This is a genomic window from Fulvimarina fulva, from assembly GCF_039652615.1.
Taxonomy (GTDB): domain Bacteria; phylum Pseudomonadota; class Alphaproteobacteria; order Rhizobiales; family Rhizobiaceae; genus Fulvimarina.
In genome coordinates this window covers 26,931-46,462 of sequence record NZ_JBDJAC010000004.1, presented here as the reverse complement: position 1 = coordinate 46,462, position 19,532 = coordinate 26,931, and the positions used below count along the sequence as shown (strand labels likewise).

Annotated in this window: 20 protein-coding genes and 1 pseudogene; 8 read left to right on the top strand and 13 right to left on the bottom strand. The window is 61.2% G+C overall.

Translation table 11 applies throughout. From position 1 onward, the window contains the following. The first annotated feature begins 116 nt into the window (after window positions 1-116). Window positions 117-902: a dienelactone hydrolase family protein gene (locus ABDX79_RS07325; protein WP_346219624.1), complete on the top strand. Its 786-nt coding sequence runs from the start codon at window positions 117-119 to the stop codon at window positions 900-902. Window positions 903-905: 3 nt separating this feature from the next. Here the strand turns inward: ABDX79_RS07325 and argC are convergent, their stop codons facing one another. The 6 genes and pseudogenes from argC to cyoA form a co-directional block, all read right to left on the bottom strand. Beyond that, window positions 906-1,958 (bottom strand): N-acetyl-gamma-glutamyl-phosphate reductase, encoded by a 1,053-nt coding sequence (gene argC, locus ABDX79_RS07320; protein ID WP_346219623.1) that lies wholly within the window; start codon window positions 1,956-1,958, stop codon window positions 906-908. 127 nt (window positions 1,959-2,085) lie between these two features. Continuing rightward, the gene (locus tag ABDX79_RS07315) at window positions 2,086-2,883 is read right to left on the bottom strand and encodes an SURF1 family protein (RefSeq protein ID WP_346219622.1); all 798 of its coding nucleotides are present in this window, start codon (window positions 2,881-2,883) and stop codon (window positions 2,086-2,088) included. A gap of 424 nt (window positions 2,884-3,307) precedes the next feature. Then, a pseudogene (cyoD, locus tag ABDX79_RS07310) lies at window positions 3,308-3,691 on the bottom strand (cytochrome o ubiquinol oxidase subunit IV); the annotation flags it as partial. Beyond that, complete coding sequence (gene cyoC / locus ABDX79_RS07305; RefSeq protein ID WP_346219621.1) at window positions 3,691-4,317, bottom strand: cytochrome o ubiquinol oxidase subunit III; 627 nt, start codon at window positions 4,315-4,317, stop codon at window positions 3,691-3,693. The pseudogene cyoD and the gene cyoC, both read right to left, overlap by 1 nt. Before the next feature lie 5 nt (window positions 4,318-4,322). Then, complete coding sequence (gene cyoB, locus ABDX79_RS07300; protein ID WP_346219620.1) at window positions 4,323-6,326, bottom strand: cytochrome o ubiquinol oxidase subunit I; 2,004 nt, start codon at window positions 6,324-6,326, stop codon at window positions 4,323-4,325. A 76-nt stretch (window positions 6,327-6,402) separates the two neighbouring features. Then, entirely contained in the window at window positions 6,403-7,509 is a 1,107-nt protein-coding gene (gene cyoA, locus ABDX79_RS07295; protein ID WP_346219619.1) for a ubiquinol oxidase subunit II, read from the bottom strand. A gap of 204 nt (window positions 7,510-7,713) precedes the next feature. Between cyoA and ABDX79_RS07290 the strand changes: the two genes are divergently transcribed. Beyond that, complete coding sequence (locus ABDX79_RS07290) at window positions 7,714-9,033, top strand: MFS transporter (protein ID WP_346219618.1); 1,320 nt, start codon at window positions 7,714-7,716, stop codon at window positions 9,031-9,033. Between the two features lie 242 nt (window positions 9,034-9,275). Here the strand turns inward: ABDX79_RS07290 and ABDX79_RS07285 are convergent, their stop codons facing one another. Further along, window positions 9,276-9,755 carry an Lrp/AsnC family transcriptional regulator gene (locus ABDX79_RS07285; protein ID WP_346219617.1) on the bottom strand — a complete coding sequence of 160 codons (480 nt, stop codon included), beginning with the start codon at window positions 9,753-9,755 and terminating at the stop codon, window positions 9,276-9,278. 141 nt (window positions 9,756-9,896) lie between these two features. Here ABDX79_RS07285 and ald point away from each other — a divergent pair, with 141 nt between their 5' ends. Next, a complete protein-coding gene (gene ald / locus ABDX79_RS07280; RefSeq protein ID WP_346219616.1) occupies window positions 9,897-11,012 on the top strand; it encodes an alanine dehydrogenase in 1,116 nt (371 codons plus the stop codon). A gap of 62 nt (window positions 11,013-11,074) precedes the next feature. Here ald and ABDX79_RS07275 read toward each other — a convergent pair whose 3' ends face one another. Then, window positions 11,075-12,172, bottom strand: coding sequence for a COX15/CtaA family protein (locus tag ABDX79_RS07275; RefSeq protein ID WP_346219615.1), 1,098 nt, complete (start codon window positions 12,170-12,172; stop codon window positions 11,075-11,077). A gap of 217 nt (window positions 12,173-12,389) precedes the next feature. On the opposite strand from ABDX79_RS07275, the gene ABDX79_RS07270 reads away from it, so the two are divergent. Beyond that, a complete protein-coding gene (locus tag ABDX79_RS07270; protein ID WP_346219614.1) occupies window positions 12,390-12,605 on the top strand; it encodes a DUF2842 domain-containing protein in 216 nt (71 codons plus the stop codon). Between the two features lie 3 nt (window positions 12,606-12,608). Here ABDX79_RS07270 and ABDX79_RS07265 read toward each other — a convergent pair whose 3' ends face one another. The 5 genes from ABDX79_RS07265 to ABDX79_RS07245 all read right to left on the bottom strand — a co-directional run bounded on the left by ABDX79_RS07265 (window position 12,609) and on the right by ABDX79_RS07245 (window position 15,390). Then, on the bottom strand, window positions 12,609-13,094 hold the full coding sequence (locus ABDX79_RS07265) for a TspO/MBR family protein (RefSeq protein ID WP_346219613.1): 486 nt from the start codon (window positions 13,092-13,094) through the stop codon (window positions 12,609-12,611). 117 nt (window positions 13,095-13,211) lie between these two features. Further along, entirely contained in the window at window positions 13,212-13,475 is a 264-nt protein-coding gene (locus ABDX79_RS07260) for a hypothetical protein (protein WP_346219612.1), read from the bottom strand. A 50-nt stretch (window positions 13,476-13,525) separates the two neighbouring features. Next, window positions 13,526-14,185, bottom strand: coding sequence for a TIGR02117 family protein (locus ABDX79_RS07255; protein ID WP_346219611.1), 660 nt, complete (start codon window positions 14,183-14,185; stop codon window positions 13,526-13,528). A gap of 108 nt (window positions 14,186-14,293) precedes the next feature. After that, window positions 14,294-14,500, bottom strand: a complete 207-nt coding sequence (locus ABDX79_RS07250) for a DUF1737 domain-containing protein (protein WP_346219610.1) — start codon at window positions 14,498-14,500, stop codon at window positions 14,294-14,296. Further along, complete coding sequence (locus ABDX79_RS07245) at window positions 14,497-15,390, bottom strand: HpcH/HpaI aldolase/citrate lyase family protein (RefSeq protein WP_346219609.1); 894 nt, start codon at window positions 15,388-15,390, stop codon at window positions 14,497-14,499. Before ABDX79_RS07245 ends, ABDX79_RS07250 begins: the two co-directional genes overlap by 4 nt. Before the next feature lie 198 nt (window positions 15,391-15,588). On the opposite strand from ABDX79_RS07245, the gene ABDX79_RS07240 reads away from it, so the two are divergent. The 4 genes from ABDX79_RS07240 (at window position 15,589) to ABDX79_RS07225 (ending at window position 19,433) form a co-directional block, all read left to right on the top strand. After that, a complete protein-coding gene (locus tag ABDX79_RS07240; protein ID WP_346219608.1) occupies window positions 15,589-16,209 on the top strand; it encodes a hypothetical protein in 621 nt (206 codons plus the stop codon). Window positions 16,210-16,288: 79 nt separating this feature from the next. After that, a complete protein-coding gene (locus ABDX79_RS07235) occupies window positions 16,289-16,684 on the top strand; it encodes a VOC family protein (RefSeq protein ID WP_346219607.1) in 396 nt (131 codons plus the stop codon). 512 nt (window positions 16,685-17,196) lie between these two features. Next, complete coding sequence (locus ABDX79_RS07230; RefSeq protein WP_346219606.1) at window positions 17,197-18,417, top strand: quaternary amine ABC transporter ATP-binding protein; 1,221 nt, start codon at window positions 17,197-17,199, stop codon at window positions 18,415-18,417. Between the two features lie 83 nt (window positions 18,418-18,500). Beyond that, on the top strand, window positions 18,501-19,433 hold the full coding sequence (locus ABDX79_RS07225; RefSeq protein WP_346219605.1) for an ABC transporter permease: 933 nt from the start codon (window positions 18,501-18,503) through the stop codon (window positions 19,431-19,433). Window positions 19,434-19,532 lie beyond the last annotated feature (99 nt).

The following is a 19,532-nucleotide window of genomic DNA, read 5'->3' as shown; positions in this document are numbered from 1 at the left end:
CTCACCGTCATGAAGCACGGTACGGTGCGCACGAAGCTTTGAAGCCGGCTTGATCGGTCCCGGCAGGCATCTGCCTTAGCTTGTCTCCATAGGGCACCCAATATGCCGAAGGAGATATGATGACGATCCGCAGACAGGTTCTCGCGACCGCCGCCTCGCTCACAATGGCACTCACGGCGGGAAGCGCGCTCGCGGGCGAAGCCGTGAGCTATCAGGCCGATGGTGCCGATTACGAAGGCTATTATGCACCGGCCACAACCGAAGGCGAAGGCATGGGGCTCGTCCTCATCATCCACGATTGGGACGGCCTGACAGACTACGAGCGCCAGCGTGCCGATATGCTGGCGGCTCTTGGTTACGACGCCTTCGCCGTCGATCTCTACGGTGCCGGAAACCGGCCGGAGACGACCGAGGCCAAGAAGGCCGAAACCGGCAAGCTTTATGAGGACCGGGAGGCGATGCGCAGTCGTATCCTCGCGGGGCTGGAAACGGCACGGAGCCAATCCGATGCGGGCGAGGCTGTCGTCATGGGATATTGCTTCGGTGGCGCGGCCGTTCTGGAACTTGCGCGCTCCGGCAAGGCGAGCGACATTGCCGGATATGCGACATTCCACGGGGGCCTCGATACGCCGGAGGGCCAAAGCTACCCTTCCGACACGCCGCCGATCCTCATCGAGCATGGCGGCGCGGACACCTCGATCTCCATCGACGACGCCGCCAATCTCGCCAAGACGCTGGAAGAGGCCGGCATCCCCTACCAGCTCGACATCTATTCCGGTGCGCCTCACGCCTTCACTGTGATCGGCTCCGACCGTTATGACGCAACGGCGGACAAACGCTCCTGGGTGATCTTCGGACTATTCCTGCAAGACACCCTTGGAAACGGGACGACCGCCAACTGACGGCTACGGGAACAGTGGCAGCTGCTCCAGACCAAGCGTTTCGTCCAATCCATAGGCGAGATTGAAGTTCTGGAGCGCCTGTCCGGCCGAGCCCTTCACGAGATTGTCGAGGGTGGAAATGACGATGGCGCGGCCGGGTATCCGGTCGGGGATCACATTCATCGCCACATAATTGGAGCCGCGCACCATCTGGGTCTGCGGAAGCGTCTCGCCGTCGAGAATGGTCACGAACGGCTCGCCGGAATAAGCGTCGATCAGCGCGTTCTTAAGGTCGGACGCACTGGCGCCGTCCTTCATCCGCACATAGCTCGTGGTCAGCTCGCCGCGGCTCATCGGGATGAGATGGGGCGTGAAGTTCACCCGGAGATCCTCAAGGTTTGCGGCCTTGCCGATCTCCTGCTCGATCTCGGCCATGTGGCGATGCTTGCCGACCGCATAAGGTGACAGGCCCTCGCCGGCCTCGCAGAAAAGCGTGTTTTCCTTCAGGCCGCGACCGGCGCCCGAGACGCCGGATTTCGCATCGATGACCAGATCCGTCGCATCGACGAGACCGGCCGCTGCGAGCGGGACCAGCGAGAGAAGAACGGCAGTCGGGTAGCAGCCCGGACAGGCGATGAGCCGCGCATGCGCGACGTCGTCGCGGTAGAGCTCGGTAAGGCCGTAGACCGCTTCCGGCTGTATCTCGGTCGCGATATGGTCGAGACCGTACCACTCCTTATAGGCGGCCGGATCGCGCAGCCGGAAATCGGCCGACATGTCGATGATCTTGACCTTCGGATGGCTCTCGAAAATCTGCTTGGTGATCGCCTGCGTGGTCCCGTGCGGCAGGCCGCAGAAGACAGCGTCCACGGCACCCCAGTTCGCATCGTCGATCGAGACGAGGTCCGGCAGTTCGACATGGGAAAAGTGCCGGAACACATCCTTCACCGGCTTGCCGGCATGGCTGTTCGCCGTCAGCACGGTGAGTTCGATCGCCGGATGGCGAAGGGCGAGGCGCATGAGATCCGCACCCGTGTAACCACTCGCGCCCAGAATACCGACCTTGATCTTTTCCATAGAAAACGGACCTTGTTGGAAAACAGCCACGCGGCGTGAGGCAGTCGCCCGCCCCGCATCATGAACGGGATATCAAGTCTCGATGCCGCGTGTTTTCGCGCCGAACAATACAAACTCACCCGCGATGTCAAGAATCGCGCCGGTTCGTCCAGGCCCCGAAGCGTTTCACGACGATGGCCGTCCCGAGGAGGGTCAGCCCCGCGAGAGCGAACCAGGTGAGCGCATAGGAAAGATGGGAATTGCGGAACTGCGTGACCGTGAGGCCGCCGACCGGGTAGCTCGGATTGCTCCCTGAAGGCACTGTTTCCGCCATGCCCTCGACGTCGATGAAATAGGGTGCCACCGGCCCGGAAATGCCTTCGGTCTCGGCGATCGCCGCAATATCGCGGGAGTACCAGCGGCCTGACACGGGATCATTGCTTCGCAGAAAAGCGCCGCCGGGCTGGCTCATGCGCAAGAGACCGGCCAGGGTAACGTCGCCCGCCGGGGGTTCGATCGAACCGGCAAGATCCCTCGAGGGCACGAAACCGCGATTGACGAAGACGGTGAACCCCCGCCCGGTCTCGAGCGGGGTCATCAGCCAGTAGCCAAATCCGTAATCCGTCGTTGCCTGAACGAGGGCATCGGAGCCTTTCACGAACTCGCCGGTGACGGCGACGTGGCGATATTCGTCGGCCTCGAAGGAAAGGCTGGCCCATTGATTGGGGCCGGGAGCATTGACAGGCACCGCCGTCGCCCGCTCCTCGACCGCTGCGATCAGCTCGAGCTTCCAGGCCCGTCGCTCGACCTGCCAGATGCCGAGGCTGACGAAAATCGTGAACAGCACGGCGGAGACGCAGCCGAGGATTACCCAGAAGCGGGTCCTCCTTCGGCCCGGCCGTCTGGGTCCACGCGGGCCTTCCATGGCGTCAGTCTTGTCGGTCATGGTGAGCAGTCGTCGGGCTCCGACGAGGAGCCCAACCAATTCAAGAACCGTTCCCGCCCCGGGGAAGAATGACGATATGGGGCCGGCCGGCTTCGCCATCCGTCGTGGCTGGCGCTGCATCAGTCTCGCCGCCGTCTTCGGCCCTCGGCTCAGCCACAGCACCCTCGTCAGCCGTCTCCGGCGTCTCCGCGGAGGAAGACGCAGGCTCGGAGGCCTGCTCGGGCGCCGCTTCGCCTCCCTCGGACGGAGCCGAGGGACCAGCGGCCGGCGCCTCCTGTGTTCCCTCACCTTCAAGCGGCGGCGGAACTGGCGCGACCGGTGCTTCCGGCTGGTCATCGCTGCTGCCAATCGGAGAGAGCTCATTGACCGGAGCGCTGTCCGACGTTCCCGCGCCGATGGATTGCTCTACGCCGAGCTCGCCTCCCGGCATCATGTTCTTGTTGAGATGATACATGACCCAGAGCGAGCCGGAGATGACGATGACCAAGAGGGTCGCGGTGAAGATCAGCGCCATGATGGTCCAGCCGCCTTCGGATTTTGCGTCCATGTGAAGGAAATAGACCATGTGGACGAAGATCTGCACCACGGCGAAGCCGATGACGAGAATGCCGGTCAGCGCACCATCCTCGATCGGCCGGGCCATGACGAGCCAGAACGGGACCGCCGTCAGGATGACCGAGAGGACGAAGCCGGTCACGTAACCCTTGTACGTGGCATGGGCTTCGCCGCCCTCCATATGGCCTTCGCCATGGTTCGAGTGCTCGGCGGCGGAGTGGGGGTCGGTCGCGGTATGCGTGCTGGACGCCATCAGATCATCCGGATGAGGTAGACGAAGGAGAAGACGCCGATCCAGACGACGTCGAGGAAGTGCCAGAACATGGACAGGCACATCAAACGCCTGCGATTATCCGCGATCAGTCCGTGTTTCTGGACCTGGAAGACAAGAATGATCAGCCAGAGGATGCCGAAGGTCACATGGAGACCGTGCGTGCCGACCAGAGTGAAGAACGCCGTCAGGAAGCCACTGCGTTGTGGCGGGGCACCTTCGGCGAAGAGATGGTAAAACTCGTAGAGTTCGATCCCCAGAAAGGCTGCACCGAACACGCCGGTGATGGCAAGCCAGATCAGGACCATGTTCTTCCGGCGCGCCTGCATCGCGATCATGGCAAAGCCGTAGGTGATCGAGGACAGGAGCAGCATGGTGGTATTGAGCGCCACCAGCCAGAGATCGAAGAGCTCATGCGGTCTTGGGCCGGCGGCATAGTTCGAGCCCAGAACGCCGTAGGTCGCGAACAGGACCGCAAAAATCAGGCAGTCGCTCATCAGATAGATCCAGAAGCCGAGCATGGTGCTCGACCCCGAATCGTGATGGCCTTCGTTCATATCGAAGAACGCCTCGGGCGGCTGGTTCTTCTGGAGTGCTGCGTCCGACATGCGTCCTATTCCCCGGGGGCCAGCATTGCGGCGTAAGCGGTTTCCTGCTTCGCCACCTCTTCGGCCGGAATGAAGTAGTCCCGGTCATAATTGAAGGTATGATAGATCGAATAGCCGATGGTCGCGACGAAGCTGAGCAGTGCGAGCCACCAGATGTACCAGATCAGCGCGAAGCCGCAGAGCGTCGCAAGACCTGCGATCACGATGCCGGCCTCGGTGCTTTTCGGCATGTGGATCGGTTTGAAGCCTTCCGTCGGCCGGCTGAAATTGCGCTTTTTCATGTCCGCCAGGGCATCGATATCCCCGACGATCGGCGAGAAGGCGAAGTTGTATTCCGGCGGCGGCGAGGACGTCGCCCATTCGAGGGTACGCCCATCCCAGGGGTCACCAGTGACATCCCTGAGCTTCTCGCGATCCCGGATCGAGACGTAGAACTGCATCAGCATCGCGCCGATACCGGCGGCGATAAGGGCCGCGCCTGCTGCGGCAAGAATGAACCAGATCTGCAGCGAGGGGTCCTCGAACTCACGCAGGCGCCGAGTCACGCCCATCAGGCCGAGCACGTAGAGCGGCATGAAGGCGAGGTAGAAGCCGGCGACCCAGCACCAGAAGCTGACCTTGCCCCAGAAGACGTCGAGCTTGAAACCGAACGCCTTGGGGAACCAGAAGTTGATCGCGGCGAACGAGCCGAACAGGACGCCGCCGATGATCACGTTGTGGAAATGGGCAACGAGGAAGAGCGAGTTGTGCACCGTGAAGTCGACGGGCGGAACCGCGAGAAGGACGCCCGTCATGCCACCGATGACGAAGGTGACCATGAAGGCGACCGTCCACATCATCGGAAGCTCGAACCGGATTCGCCCTTCATACATCGTGAACAGCCAGTTGAAGATCTTCACCCCGGTCGGAATGGAGATGATCATGGTCGTGATCGCGAAGAAGGAGTTGACGCTCGCGCCGTTGCCCATGGTGAAGAAGTGGTGCAGCCAGACGAGGTAGGAGAGGATCGTGATGACGACGAGAGCGTAGACCATCGAGGTGTAGGCGAAGAGCCGCTTGCCCGAGAAGGTCGAGGTAATCTCGGAAAACACGCCGAACAGCGGCAGGATGAGGATGTAGACCTCCGGATGACCCCAGATCCAGATGAGGTTGAAGTACATCATGGAATTGCCGCCGAGATCGTTCGTGAAGAAATTCAATCCCACGTAGCGATCAAGTGCGAGCATGGTGAGCACCGCGGTCAGGACCGGAAATGCGGCGATGATCAGAACATTGGTGCAAAGGCCCGACCAGACGAAGATCGGCAGGCGCATCATGGTCATGCCCGGCGCGCGCATCTTCACGATCGTGACGAGAAGGTTGATGCCCGACAACAGAGTTCCGACGCCGGCGATCTGTAGCCCCCATATATAGTAGTCGACACCGACCCCCGGCGAGAATTCTGCCCCCGAGAGCGGCGGAAAGGCGAGCCAGCCCGTGCGCGCGAATTCGCCGATGAAGAGCGAGGCCATGATCAGGATCACGCCGCCGGCGGTCATCCAGAAGGAGAAGTTGTTGAGGAACGGGAACGCGACGTCACGTGCGCCGATCTGAAGCGGAATCACGTAGTTCATCAGGCCGGTGATGAGCGGCATCGCCACGAAGAAGATCATGATCACGCCATGGGCGGTGAAGATCTGATCGTAGTGGTGCGCGGGCAGGAAGCCTTCATTGCCGTTGAAGGCGATCGCCTGCTGGCTTCGCATCAGGATGGCGTCGGCAAAGCCACGCAAGAGCATCACGATTGCCAGGACGATGTACATGATGCCGATCTTCTTGTGATCGACGCTCGTGAACCATTCGTACCAGAGATAGCCCCACAGGCGATAATAGGTGATGGCCGCGACGAGGGCACCACCAGCCAGCGCGACGACGATGAAGGTCGAGACCAGAATCGGGTCGTAATAGGGGATGGCGTCCAGCGTCAGACGACCGAAAATCCAACGGGACAGGTCGGTATTGGCTAGCATCGTGAAACGTCTCTGTCTTGCTTAGGGTCTGTATCGTCGAGGCCGCCGCGTGCGGTCTCAACGCCTGCCATCTGCGTCAATTTCGAAAGTTGAGCTGTGCGGGGGCGATCGAACTCCATCCCTCGTCGCTCTCGCCCTCAAGCTTCCGATCCGTATGCGGAACTCGTCCGGAGGCCGGAGCCGTTGCGCCCTGAGGCACATCAGAGCGGTCCTCGAACTCGGCGAACGCCCCTGGGCTGTGGCGGAGCTGGTCGATACTGAGGTTTTCCGGCGGCTCCGCATGACCTGCGTCGATATGATGAATTTCCTGCATGCAAAGCTTGCCCTCTCGCACGCACATGCCGACGATCCGGCCGTAGAGATGCGGATTGACCGCGCCGAAATATTTCACCGGATCGTATTCGCTCGGCGCGGCCAGCTTCAGATAGCTTTCGCGATCGAGCTCCCCATTCTCCGAGCGCACCTTGGAGACCCAGCCCTCGAACTCGTCGTCGCTCTGGCCAAGGAACTTGAAGCGCATGCCGGAGAAGCCCGCGCCGTTATAGTGGGACGCGAAGCCTTCATACGTGCCGGCTTTATTGATGACTGCGTGAAGCTGCGTTTCCATGCCCGGCATCGCATAGATCATGCCGGCAAGGGTGGGAACGTAAAAAGCGTTCATCACAGATTCGGCCGTCAGCTCGAACTTGATCGGCCGATTGACCGGAGCGGCGAGCTCGTTGACGGTCGCGATATTGTATTCCGGGTAAATGAAAAGCCACTTCCAGTTCAGCGCGACCACCTGAACCTTGAGCGGTTCGGCCTCGTGATTCACCTCGGAACTGCTCGTGATCTCGTCGATCGGCCGATAGGGATCGAGGAGATGGGTTCCGACCCAGGTGATGGCGCCGAGTACCACAATGATCAGAAGCGGGGCACCCCAGACTGCCAACTCCAGCTTGGTCGAATGGTCCCAATCGGGCGCATAGGCTTCGCCGGTATTCTGTGCCCGATATTTCCAGGCAAACCAGAGTGTGAGCACGATCACCGGAATGATGATGAGGAGCATCAGCCCCGTCGAGATCAGGAGCATGTCGCGCTGACGCGCGGCAATGTCACCCTCGGGGAAGAGGACCACCAGGTCACCGCACGCCGAAAGGGCGAGGAGGAGAGGCAGGACGATGAGAATTCGAAAAAGTCGCAAGAGACGGGAACCCGCGATATCTGGACGGCGATCTGCGGCATTGCTGACAGCTGCCGACCATTGACTGCCAACAGATGCTGGTATTGAACGTTTCACGTCTCGCCTCAAGCTTTTTCGGGATGGCGGGTTGTCACGTTCGGTGACAAAAGGCCGCTTCGAGTGCGATAATGTCACTCGCACGCGACGAAAGCATGAGGATGTTGGATGAGCGATACAGTGGCAGACGGAGCTTTCGCGGGTTCGACTCACGAACGCCATCACGGAAAGCATGTTCTCAATCCGAGCGATATTTCCGTCGGCGTCGTGATCGGCCGGACATCGGAATTCTTCGACTTCTTCGTCTTTGCCATCGCGTCTGTGCTCGTGTTCCCGAGACTCGTCTTTCCTTTCGTCGATCCGGTGACGGGCACGCTCTATTCGTTCGCGCTCTTTGGTCTCGCTTTCCTGGCAAGACCGTTCGGAACCTGGCTTTTCATGGCGATCGACCGTCGTCACGGTAAGGGCACGAAGCTTACGATTGCGCTTTTCCTTCTCGGCTCCTCCACCGTGGTGGTCGCATTCCTGCCGTCCTATGAACAGGTCGGCGCCTTCTCGATCTGGCTTCTCGCGCTTTTCAGGATCGGACAGGGAATTGCGATCGGCGGCACCTGGGACGGGCTTGCATCTCTTCTCGCGATGAATGCGCCAGAAAAAAACAAAGGCTGGTGGGCCATGGTCCCGCAGCTGGGCGCGCCGTTCGGCCTCATTGTCGCCTCAGGCCTGTTCGCCTTCTTCCAGGGCTTTTTGCCCGACGAAGAATTCATGAGCTGGGGATGGCAGTTCCCGTTCTTCGTCGCCTTCGCAATCAACGTTGTCGCGCTCTTCAGCAGGCTGCGTATCGTCGCGACGCCGGAATACGTGCATCAGTTCGAGCGCCGTGAATTGCAGGCGTCCCGCGTGCGAGAAACGGTCAAGGCTTATGGCAAGGTCATCATCGTCGGTGCCTTCGCGCCGCTTGCGAGCTTTGCCATGTTCCACATGGTCACGGTGTTTCCGCTCTCGTGGGTCGAGCTTTATACCAGCGAGAGCGTCACCCGCTTCCTGATCATCGAAAGCGTGGGCGCTGCCGTTTGCGCGCTTTCGGTCGTGGCATCCGGTATGCTTGCCGACAAGTACGGCCGACGCAATCTCCTCGGAACAACCGCGCTTCTGATCGCGGTCTTCAGCGGCTTTGCGCCCTCGATGCTGGCCCAGGGCGAGGCGGGCGAAGTCGTCTACATGATCTCCGGCTTCATCATTCTCGGTCTTTCGTTCGGCCAGTGTTCCGGCGCTGTCGCCTCCAACTTCCCCACCAGATACCGGTATACCGGCTCCGCTCTCGTTTCCGATCTCGCATGGCTCTTCGGTGCGGGTCTGTCGCCTTTCGTCGCACTCTATCTCACCGAACATCTCGGTCTGATCGCGGCGGGTGCATATCTCTTGTCGGGTGCCCTCTGCACGCTTCTCGCCCTGCGCTACAACGAGATGCTGGAACACCGCGAATAGCCCAGCCGTCGTCTTGATCGACGAACAGTTGAGTGAGCCGGGCGCGAAACGATCCCACGATCGATTCGCGCCCGGCTACATTAGAAGCGGCCGTCATCGGGTTCTCAGGCGACTGCGCATGCCTGCATCTGAGAAACCCACACCGGGTGTTTCGCAATCGGCTGCGCTTTGATGCCGCCGGCACAAAGCGGGTCTTTTCCCACCCTCGACCAGGTCCTGCCACGTAGCCCGCTCTGATCTGATCAGGCGATACCGCCCCCCATGGCGGGGAGATTCGCCGCGCGGTCCGCGATCTTTCTGAGGGCGAAGGACGAATTCATCTTCGCCACGTGAGGCAGCGAGGACAGGGACGTCTTGTGGATGCGCTCGAAATCTTCCAGATCCCGCGCCGCAACCCGCAGGATATAGTCGTACTCCCCGGACATCATGAAGCAGACGAGCACATTGGGGCAAAGACGCACGGCGGCCTCGAACTCGGAAAGATGCTTCTCACTCTGACCGAGAAGGGTGATGTTGACGATGACCGTGACGGGAAAGCCGAGTATCTGGCTCGAAAGGCGCGCGCTGTATCCTTCGATCGCCCCGGTCGATTCCAGACGATCCAGGCGCCGCGAGCACGCCGAGGGTGAAAGCCCCACCTTTTCGGCGAGGGCCTGATTGGACAAGCGCCCGTCTCGCAGCAGCGCCTGCATGATGGCCATATCGAAGCGATCATAGGTCATATGCGATCGATTCTTGCAGCACGGCTCGAATGACGCAAGATGTTTGCGCGTATCTCGCTGAAGATCTGAAAAATCGGTGGGACATTGCGGAAAAAACGCGGTTACTTGATGCTGTAGCGAAAGAGCCGGGAGAAACTCCACATGCGCATCGGTTGCCCCAGGGAAATCAAGAATCACGAATATCGCGTCGGTCTCACGCCGGCCGCGGCGCGCGAATACGTGTCCCATGGCCATGAGGTTCTGATCGAAACCGATGCGGGCGCCGGGATCGGTGCGAGTGACGCCGACTACGTCGCGGCCGGTGCCGAGATCGTCGGGGCAGCGCAGGAGATCTTCTCGCGCGCCGACATGGTGGTGAAGGTGAAGGAGCCGCAGTCCGGCGAATGGGCGCAACTGCGCGAGGATCAGACCCTCTACACCTATCTCCACCTCGCGCCCGATCCGGCGCAGACCAAGGGCTTGCTCGAATCCGGCGTCACGGGCGTTGCCTATGAAACGGTGACCGACGCACGTGGGGGCCTGCCCCTGCTGGCGCCCATGTCGGAGGTCGCCGGCCGGCTCTCCATTCAGGCTGGCGCCCGGACGCTGGAGAAAGCCTGCGGCGGACGCGGCGTGCTTCTGGGCGGCGTGCCCGGCGTTGCACCTGCCAAGGTCGCGATCATCGGCGGCGGCGTCGTCGGCAAGGAAGCGGCGAAGATGGCCATCGGGCTTGGTGCCGAAGTCACCATTCTCGATCGCTCCATCCCGCGCCTGCGCGATCTCGACGATCTGTTCGAGGGCCGGGTCATGACGCGCTTCTCGACACCGACTGCCATCGACGAATGCGTCTTCGAGGCCGATCTCGTCATCGGCGCGGTTCTCATCCCGGGCGCTTCGGCACCGAAGCTCGTGACGCGCGACATGCTCGCCTCGATGAAGCGGGGCGCGGTTCTCGTCGATGTGGCGATCGATCAGGGCGGCTGCTTCGAGACATCCCACGCCACCACCCATGCCGAGCCGACCTTCGAGATCGACGGGATCGTGCATTACTGCGTCGCCAATATGCCGGGTGCGGTTCCGGTCACTTCGGCCTATGCGCTGAACAATGCCACCCTACCCTTCGGTCTGGCTCTCGCCGATCATGGTCTCGATGCCCTTCGAAACGATCCGCATCTGATGGCGGGCCTCAATGTGCACAAAGGCAGGATCACCAACCGCGCTGTCGCCGATGCGCTGGGTCAGAGCTTCGTGGACGGACCCTCGGCGCTCGCAAGCTGAGGGCGACGTCCGGACCGAAACCGGCAAAGCGGTCTCAGGTCACCATCAAGCGGGGCTAAGCCTCACGAGGCGGCGGCTGCGGCCGCCGGTCTCGGATATTCGCCTTTCAAGCCGCGCGCATGGATGATCGCGATGGCAAGAACCGCGAAACCGACGAACTGGTGAAGCAACGCCCAAGAGATCGGCACGACGAGGAGAAGGGTCACGATGCCGATCATGGCCTGAACGACGACCGCGCCGAACAGCATCCAGGCCGTGCGCGAGTGCCAGGTGTTGGGCGACATCCCCTGCGCGGCGATGGCGTGGATCAATGTCAGGATGAAAAGCAGATAGGCCGTCATCCGGTGGACGAACTGGACCGTCAGGTGATCCTCGAACAGGCTGAGCCAGGCCGGCTTGAGAGCGAACAGGTTTGCCGGGATCAGCGATCCATCCATCAACGGCCAGGTGTTGTAGATGAAACCCGCATTAAGGCCCGCAACGAGGCCGCCGAGATAGATCTGGAGAACGACCAGCGCGACGAGGCCTAACCCGACAAGAAGCGAGCCACGTGTCGGCGGTGGCACCCGATCACGCCGCTTGAGACCCTCCGCGACCCAGAGCGACGAGGCGAGAATGAGCGAGGCGATGGTAAGATGCGTCGCCAGACGGTACTGGCTGACATCCGTCCGGTCGACGAGGCCCGAGGCGACCATCCACCAGCCGATACCCCCCTGTATGGCTCCCAACGCCAGAATGCCGCACAAGCGCGGTTTCAGGAACGGCTCAAGCCGGCCGGTCGCCCAGAAAAAGATGAGCGGGATCGCGAAGACGAGACCGATCAGCCGTGCGAGCAGGCGATGGGCCCATTCCCACCAGAAGATCGTCTTGAACTCCGACAGGCTCATGCCCTGGTTCATCTGCTGATATTGGGGAATGCGCTTGTAGAGCGTGAACTCTTCCTCCCATTCCGCGACCGAGAGCGGCGGAATGACCCCGTGGATCGGCTTCCATTCGGTGATGGAAAGACCGGACTCGGTCAGCCGTGTCGCGCCACCGACCGTGACGATCGCGAAGACGAACGCGACGACGACGAGAAGCCAGAGACGCACCCAAAAGCGGTTGCGCTCGTTGGAGGATGCGGCCAGTGGATTGGCCTGCTCGAAAGTAACTGTGCTCATGCGCCGTCGTTTGCATCCGATTGTGGCCGGAAACAAGCCGCATCAGCGTCGCAGTCGTCTCGGCCGGAGTGTCCGGTCACGGCGTCCAGACCGGAGCGATTCGATCGGTCACACGGAAAATGGCTGGAAATCGAGACGTTTGGGGGCCATTAAGGGCACAGGGCGGGCTGGTTCAGACCTATGGCGAACGGCCCGCGAAAGCCAATGAAGGAGCGACATGCCGGTTCGTCTCAAGAAATTCATCGGGACGATCATCATCATTGTTTTGGTGATCGTCTACGCTCTGTTTGCGACAACCATCGCCGTGGCGTTGTTCGCCGAGTCGAGCGGCTGGGTGCACCTCGTCTATTTCTTCCTGACCGGCTTCCTCTGGGTTCTGCCGGCGATGCTGGTCATCAAATGGATGGAATCGCCGCCGCGCGAGAAGCGTTGAGGGTCAGGCAGCGCGACTGGAAAACACCTGCGGATTGCGCTGCCAGACCGAATAATTGAGGCATGCCGCCGCCGTCACCCAGGCGAGATAGGGGACGAGCAGGAGACCGGCCCAGAGATTGATCGGCAGGAAAACCGAGATGTTCGCGGCGACCAGTAACCACAGCCCGACGACATCGGCGAAGGCGAGATCGGCACGCCGCATACCGAAGAAGAACGCCGACCAACCGGCGTTGAGGACGAGTTGCGCGCCGTAAATCGCGAAGGGCACCGCAACCAGTCCCACATCCTCGTAGACCAGCCATCCCGCAATCGCGATGAAAAGATAGAGAATCGTCCAGACGGCGGGAAACGCCCAGTTTGGCGGCGTCCAGGACGGCTTTTCAAGCTTCTCGTACCAGGGGCCCGGCTTGAAGACCGCGCCGCTCATGGCGACGACGAAAACGATCGCGAAGAAGACCAGAAAACTCAGGACAGAACCCGTCAGCATGTTACGCCCTTTTCGCGATGGTCGCGGCCATCGCGACATCATCGATGTTATATCATTACACTCTGCACATCAACGGGCCGGAGCGGTCAACACCCGGTCGCTCTCGATCAGGCCCGGTCAGTCCCGACTGACGAGCTTGTTGAACTGCTTGTTGTCGCCGGAATCATCGACGAGCAGGGCAAGATTTTGCGCCTCGAAGATCTCGAAGAAGCGGTCCCACGAGATAGGCTCGAGCCTGTCATTGTCCTGGCCGTGATCGAAGCGCAGTACGCCGGGACCGCCCTCACCTTCGGTCTCCGCGACGATCGCCGGTCGCCCGCGTCCTTCCGTGGCCCAGGCCATGATCGCATTGTGGTCGGTCAACTGCTTGGTGCTGGCCATGTTGGCTCTCCTCGATTCCGTGTCTCAAGAGAGAAGACGCTTCCAGGTGTTCACCCGTTCCCTCCATCGCCGCGAACAGGCGCGTGAAGATCGAGGGAAGCATCGAGAAGAAACGGCAGCGGCGTCCACAAACCGGTGGTCAGCCCCGCCTTGCGCAGCATTTCGCCCGTCCAGGTGTTGCAACCGAAAAGCACCTGAAATCGACCTTTCGAAGGATAAAAGCGATCGAAAGCACCATAGCCGGGAACTGCGAGCGCGGATTTCTGCCCTGCGGCGTCCGTCTGGAAGCTTTTCACGATGGCATCGATCAGGTTGCGATACTGGGTGTCGGTCAGCGAGACGGTCCGTCCAAAGGCAGCGTCCGGTTCGATCGGGCCCATCAGGCCGACGCGCAGCACCGAGCGGTCACCGAGGATCGACTGGACCACCGGCAGGACTTCAAGATCGCTCCAGTTGGGCGTGTTGACGTAGAACTGCTCGCCGCCCCAGCCGATGAGAAGCCACCGGGCGTCGGGACGCCCGATGGGCAGTCCCGCCGTTTCAACGAAGCCGAACGCGTTTCGCGTCGCCTCATCCAGAGGCAGGGCAAGATCGGTATGGATGGCGTTGGCGAGAATGAGGATTTCGCGGTCGGGCGCTGCGTTTCCGGTTTGCCCCGCACCGCCGCGCGGGATCACCACGCCAAGCGTCAGCGCGATCACGACAGCCACGACAAAAACGCCGATCCCCTTCAGGACCCTTCGAAAACCGGGTGCGCCGCGCCTCAAGCGAAGCGCTCCGGGCTGGCGAGGCGGGATATGACCGGCACCACGGCCAGACTAATGCTCGCCGAGTTTCATGCCCGGTTCGTATTCCTTGCCCTCGATTGTTTTGGTCACCGCCTGACCACAGCGCATGGTGCCGCTCGCCTGATCGAAGGCATAGGTCGGCGATCCTTGAAGCTCCCAGCCCTTCGAAAGAGCCAGGGAGACCTTGTGGCAGAACGAGGAATCGTCCGGGCCGCTCAAAAACCGATAGAGCTTCATGTGTTTCCTGCTTTCGTGCCGCGGCGTGACGCGATGGCGTCGCGAAGCTTCAAAATACGGTCGGCTTCGGTCAGATGCAGCCGATCAATCGTGCGCCCGTCCATCGTGGCGACGCCGGCCTCGACATCGGGCGAGGCCGAAAACGCGTCGACCACTTTTTGGGCCCAGTCGAGCGCGGCCTGCGGCGCGGCGAAGCGCTCATTGGCCTCGCCGATCTGCTCGGGATGGATGACAAGCTTGCCATCGAAGCCGAGCCTCTGAGCGCTGGCACATTCCCGGGAAAACCCATCCGCATCGCGAATGTCCGGGAAATAGCCATCGATCGCGCTCAGCCCATGGGTCTTCGCCGCAAGCACGATGCTCGACAGCCAGGGCATAAGTTCCGTGCGGTCGCGATCCGGCCGCATGCCGGAGGCAATCTTCAGCGTCCCGACGCCCAAAACCAGTGCGGAAAGCCGGCCTGAACTCTCGCTGGCGATCGCCAGAGCGTTGGCAACGCCCGCCGGCGTTTCGATCATTGCCCAGAGCTTGAAGCTTTCCGGTGCGTCGGTCTCGTGCAGCGCCGTGACGATCTGGCGAACGACGCCCGGCGATTCTGCTCGCGGGAGAAGGATCCCATCGACATTCGCGCCCCGGGCCGCGAGGAAATCCTCCGTGCCCCAGACCGTGTCGAGCCCATTGATGCGCACGATCCGCTCGCCGGCAAACGTCGATTTGGCAAGATGCTCGCGCAGGCGCTCGCGGGCCGCCGGCTTGTCGGCGGGCACCACGGTTTCGCACAGGTCGTAGACGACGCCGTCCGCCGCAACGCGCTCGGAGGCATCGAGCGCGCGGGCGTTCATCGCGGGAACGAGAAGCAGGGATCGGCGGGGCGGAATGGATATCGACATCAGCGCTGTTTCGCGCGCCTTACCCCGAATGGCAACCACCGATTCGCTCGCCGGCCTGCCCAAACGGCGCTGTGGGAAAAAGAGCCGGGCGGAACTCGCAGGTCTGCCTATCGTTCGTCGCCTCTCATCATTTTTTCGTCCCGCGCCTTCGGCGCGTTACATCTTCATCAAAGCAAGCCCGGAACGGAAAGCTGCAATATGTCGATCATTGCCTGGATCGGTTCGCACAGCAATGTCATCAGCGTCTGTATCAACGCGGCGATGCTCTGCGTCTGGGCCGTTTATCTGCAGCTGCTGCTCAACAGCTATCTGCGGCAGAGACGCTCCTCGATCCTGATTTCGCGCGGTGCCGGAAAGGGCCTTCACGCGCGCTGCCTCGTCACGAATATGAGCCAGGAACCGATCTACGTCACGAGCCTCATCGCCGAACTTCATACCGACGAGGGCAAGAAGGAAATCCAGCTCACCGACATGCGGGAATTGCCCGAGGACCTTGGCATGGATCCGCGCTCGGCAATGCGCCAGGGCAGTCTTGAAAGAGGTCAGTATCTGGATATCGGCCATTTCGACTCCCTGATCGAACAGCTCGTCTCCGACGCTCCGAACATCGGGGACAAGACCGCGATCAAGGCCGTGGAAATGACCGTCGTTGCCCTCTATGGGCCGGAAGACCTGCCCGTCGGCGCAAAGCGGAAATTTGCCGTCGACTGGCAAGCCGAGGAAAATGCCCGCGTCACGCCGAATTCGGTGATTACCCAACAGATCCACAAGAAAAGCGAACGCCGGCGTCTGAGAAAGGAACTGGAGCGGTTCCTTTGAGACCGCCCGATCCCACAATGATCGAAAGATCGATCCGCTTGCACCGACGAACGATACGACCACAAACGAGGAATATGCCTTGGCGAAAATGATCCACACCATGATCCGGGTTCTTGAAGAGGAGCGATCCGTCGAATTCTACGACAAGGCTTTCGGGCTGAAGATCGCGGACCGCTTTCCCTTCGACGGATTCACCCTTGTCTACCTGTCGAACGAGGACGCGACGCACGAGCTCGAACTGACTATCAACGGCGATCGGAGCGAGCCTTATGATCTCGGCAACGGCTATGGCCATATCGCGGTCTCGGTCGAGGACGTGAAAGCCGAGCGCGAGCGTATGATCGCCGCCGGCCTTTCACCGAAGGATATCAAGGAACTCGTCCACAACGGGTCGCTGCTCGGCCGTTTCTTCTTCATCGAGGATCTGGATGGCTACAAGATCGAGGTACTGGAACGGGCCGGCCGCTTCCAATAGCCTTGGAAGTTCGACGCCGCCGGTTTCTTGAAGGCCGGCGGGACCTTGCCTCTTCCCACCATCGGGTGAACGCAGTCCGGCGCTCTCACACAAGATCCGGGTTCAGAACCCTCGTGGCGTTCCGTCCGTCTCGACCAATCGATTCACGCGTGTCGCCGCCTCATTCGGGCGGATATCGGCGAGCCTAAACCCCAAACGCCCAGCCGCTTCGGTGATGTCCCTCTGTCCGACCGAAGCACCTGCCGGGCTGGATGGAAAGAGCCTTTGAATTGGCTCACAAATTCTGAAACGAACGGCACCAGATCTGGAGCAGCCTGCTTTTCTCGCGGCAATGATTTCCTGGGTTGCCCCCAGAATGTCAGTCTCCCTTGGTTACGAAAAAGAAACCCAAACCAAATTGATTTTTTCGGTGCATCGGTCAGAAAGTGTGCGGCTACGCTTTTGCAGTGCCGGATCGACGGTGCTACGCTCGCGTAAAAGTCCAATCACTCTTTCCTGATGGCAGCGTGCACATGGCGACCAAGCTCAGCATAAAATCCCTCTACAAAATATTCGGCGATCGCGCTGATGAGGCGATGCGCCTCGTCGAAAGCGGCAAGACGAAGGAGGAGATACTTGCGGAGACCGGCGCGACCGTCGGCGTGAACGACGTGAATGTCGATATCGAGGAAGGCGAGATCTTCGTCGTCATGGGGTTGTCGGGCTCTGGCAAGTCCACACTCATCCGGATGCTGAACGGCCTGATTACGCCGACCTCCGGCACGATCACCATCGATGGTGACGACATCGCACATTGCAGCGACGAGGAAATCCGGCAGATCCGTCGCCAGAAGATTTCGATGGTCTTCCAGCATTTCGCTCTTTTCCCGCATAAGACCATTCTCGAGAACGCGGCCTTCGGGCTGAAGATCAAGGGCGTCGGCGTATCCGAACGAAACGATCGGGCCCGCAAGGCGCTGGCTCAGGTCGGGCTCGAACAATATGCCAAAAGCTACCCCGACCAGCTCTCGGGCGGCATGCAGCAGCGCGTGGGCCTTGCCCGCGGTCTTGCAGCCGAACCCCAGGTTCTTCTCATGGACGAGCCCTTCGGCGCGCTCGATCCGCTGATTCGCCGCGACATGCAGGACGAGCTCCTTGAGCTCCAGCGCTCTCTCGGCAAGACGATCGTCTTCATCACCCACGACCTCAACGAAGCACTGATCCTCGGCGACAAGATCGCCATCATGAAGGGCGGCCGCTTCGTGCAGGTCGGCACGGCGGAAGAAATCGTCGGCAGCCCGGCGGACGACTATGTGGAAGCCTTCACCAAGGACATTGATCGATCGCGGGTCTTCCCGGCACAGCGCGTCGCGAAGTCTGCCGACCCGATTCAGAAAGCGGGCCTGACGGCTGAAACAGCACTGTCAACCATGGACCGCCTCAACCGCGATGCGATCTACGTCGTCGAAGACGGCAAGCCGGTGGGAATTCTGCGCTACCGGGACGCCCAGGGCGCACTTCAGAAGTCGGGTGGCGACTGCTCATCCGCACTGATCACGACTTTTCCGAAGGTGGACGCCGAAAAGCCGATCTTCGAGCTTTATCCGCTTGCGCGAAGCGGCCTTCCTATCGCGGTCGTCGACGAGGCCGACAAGCTGATCGGCGTGGTCGAGCCGGAAACGATCTTCGCCGAACTCGCAGGAGACGACGAAGCCGTCGAGCAAGAGGCGACACTCAAGACGGCGGCCGAATAGTTCGGCACGACCACCGCAACACGATTGGCGCAAGACGGCCGTGAGACGGCGCTGCGCCCGAACCCGATCCTGGTGAGACACTCATGTTCAGTCCCGAAGACCTTATCGAGATCCCATTCGCCGACTGGGTCGACGACTTCGTTCGCGGCTTCCTGGTTCCGACCTTCCGGCCCGTCTTCCGCGCCATGCAGCAGCCCGTCGACATTCTGATGCAGAACCTCGACGCCTTCCTGAATGCCGTGCCTTGGGTCGTCTTCACCGCCGTCCTCTGCTTCATCGCATGGCGCACGGCGGGGCGCGGCACCGCCATCTTCACGGTGGTCGCCCTCGCCTTCATCGACATGATCGGCCTCTGGTCGGAAACCATGACGACGCTGTCGATGATCATCACAGCGGTCGTTTTCTGTATCGTGCTCGGTGTTCCCCTCGGCATCGCGGCGGCCCGGTCGGATAGGTTCCTCAAGATCCTTCGCCCGATCCTCGACATCATGCAGACGATCCCGAGCTTCGTCTATCTCGTGCCGATCGTCATGCTTTTCGGTGTCGGCACGGTTCCGGGCGTCATCGCGACCATCATCTTTGCGCTGCCGCCGATCATCCGCCTGACCAATCTCGGTATCCGGAACGTCCGCGGCGACCTCATCGAGGCGGCGAAGGCCTTCGGCTCGACCCCGCGCCAGATTCTCTGGGAGGTCCAGCTGCCGCTCGCCTTGAGAACGATCATGGCCGGCCTCAACCAGACCCTGATGCTGGCGCTTTCGATGGTGGTCATCGCAGCCCTCATCGGCGCGGGCGGGCTTGGCCTCACCGTGAACACCGGTCTCGGACGCCTCGCCGTCGGAACGGCAACCGCCGGCGGTGTCGGCATCGTGCTTTTGGCGATCATTCTCGATCGCATCACGCAAGGCCTCGGCGAAGCAAAGAAGCGATCCGACAAGACCTCCGTCAAAGGCACGGTCAGCCGGTTGGTCAAGCCGCTCTTCGGCGGAAGCCGCTCGGCAGAGCCGGCGGAATAAAAACGCCGATGCGGCGCCGCAGAGGATTTGCGGCGTCTCCCCGATCCAAGCCACGATTTCCGAAAGATTCGGCGCGGTTTGACATCGAGGCGCCAGAGT

Coding starts and splice junctions, on each gene's coding strand:
- ABDX79_RS07325 (WP_346219624.1), top strand. CDS start 117: ATGATGACGATCCGCAGACAGGTTCTCGCGACCGCCGCCTCGCTCACA.
- argC (WP_346219623.1), bottom strand. CDS start 1,958: ATGGAAAAGATCAAGGTCGGTATTCTGGGCGCGAGTGGTTACACGGGT.
- ABDX79_RS07315 (WP_346219622.1), bottom strand. CDS start 2,883: ATGACCGACAAGACTGACGCCATGGAAGGCCCGCGTGGACCCAGACGG.
- cyoC (WP_346219621.1), bottom strand. CDS start 4,317: ATGTCGGACGCAGCACTCCAGAAGAACCAGCCGCCCGAGGCGTTCTTC.
- cyoB (WP_346219620.1), bottom strand. CDS start 6,326: ATGCTAGCCAATACCGACCTGTCCCGTTGGATTTTCGGTCGTCTGACG.
- ABDX79_RS07290 (WP_346219618.1), top strand. CDS start 7,714: ATGAGCGATACAGTGGCAGACGGAGCTTTCGCGGGTTCGACTCACGAA.
- ABDX79_RS07285 (WP_346219617.1), bottom strand. CDS start 9,755: ATGACCTATGATCGCTTCGATATGGCCATCATGCAGGCGCTGCTGCGA.
- ald (WP_346219616.1), top strand. CDS start 9,897: ATGCGCATCGGTTGCCCCAGGGAAATCAAGAATCACGAATATCGCGTC.
- ABDX79_RS07275 (WP_346219615.1), bottom strand. CDS start 12,172: ATGAGCACAGTTACTTTCGAGCAGGCCAATCCACTGGCCGCATCCTCC.
- ABDX79_RS07270 (WP_346219614.1), top strand. CDS start 12,390: ATGCCGGTTCGTCTCAAGAAATTCATCGGGACGATCATCATCATTGTT.
- ABDX79_RS07265 (WP_346219613.1), bottom strand. CDS start 13,094: ATGCTGACGGGTTCTGTCCTGAGTTTTCTGGTCTTCTTCGCGATCGTT.
- ABDX79_RS07260 (WP_346219612.1), bottom strand. CDS start 13,475: ATGGCCAGCACCAAGCAGTTGACCGACCACAATGCGATCATGGCCTGG.
- ABDX79_RS07250 (WP_346219610.1), bottom strand. CDS start 14,500: ATGAAGCTCTATCGGTTTTTGAGCGGCCCGGACGATTCCTCGTTCTGC.
- ABDX79_RS07245 (WP_346219609.1), bottom strand. CDS start 15,390: ATGTCGATATCCATTCCGCCCCGCCGATCCCTGCTTCTCGTTCCCGCG.
- ABDX79_RS07240 (WP_346219608.1), top strand. CDS start 15,589: ATGTCGATCATTGCCTGGATCGGTTCGCACAGCAATGTCATCAGCGTC.
- ABDX79_RS07230 (WP_346219606.1), top strand. CDS start 17,197: ATGGCGACCAAGCTCAGCATAAAATCCCTCTACAAAATATTCGGCGAT.
- ABDX79_RS07225 (WP_346219605.1), top strand. CDS start 18,501: ATGTTCAGTCCCGAAGACCTTATCGAGATCCCATTCGCCGACTGGGTC.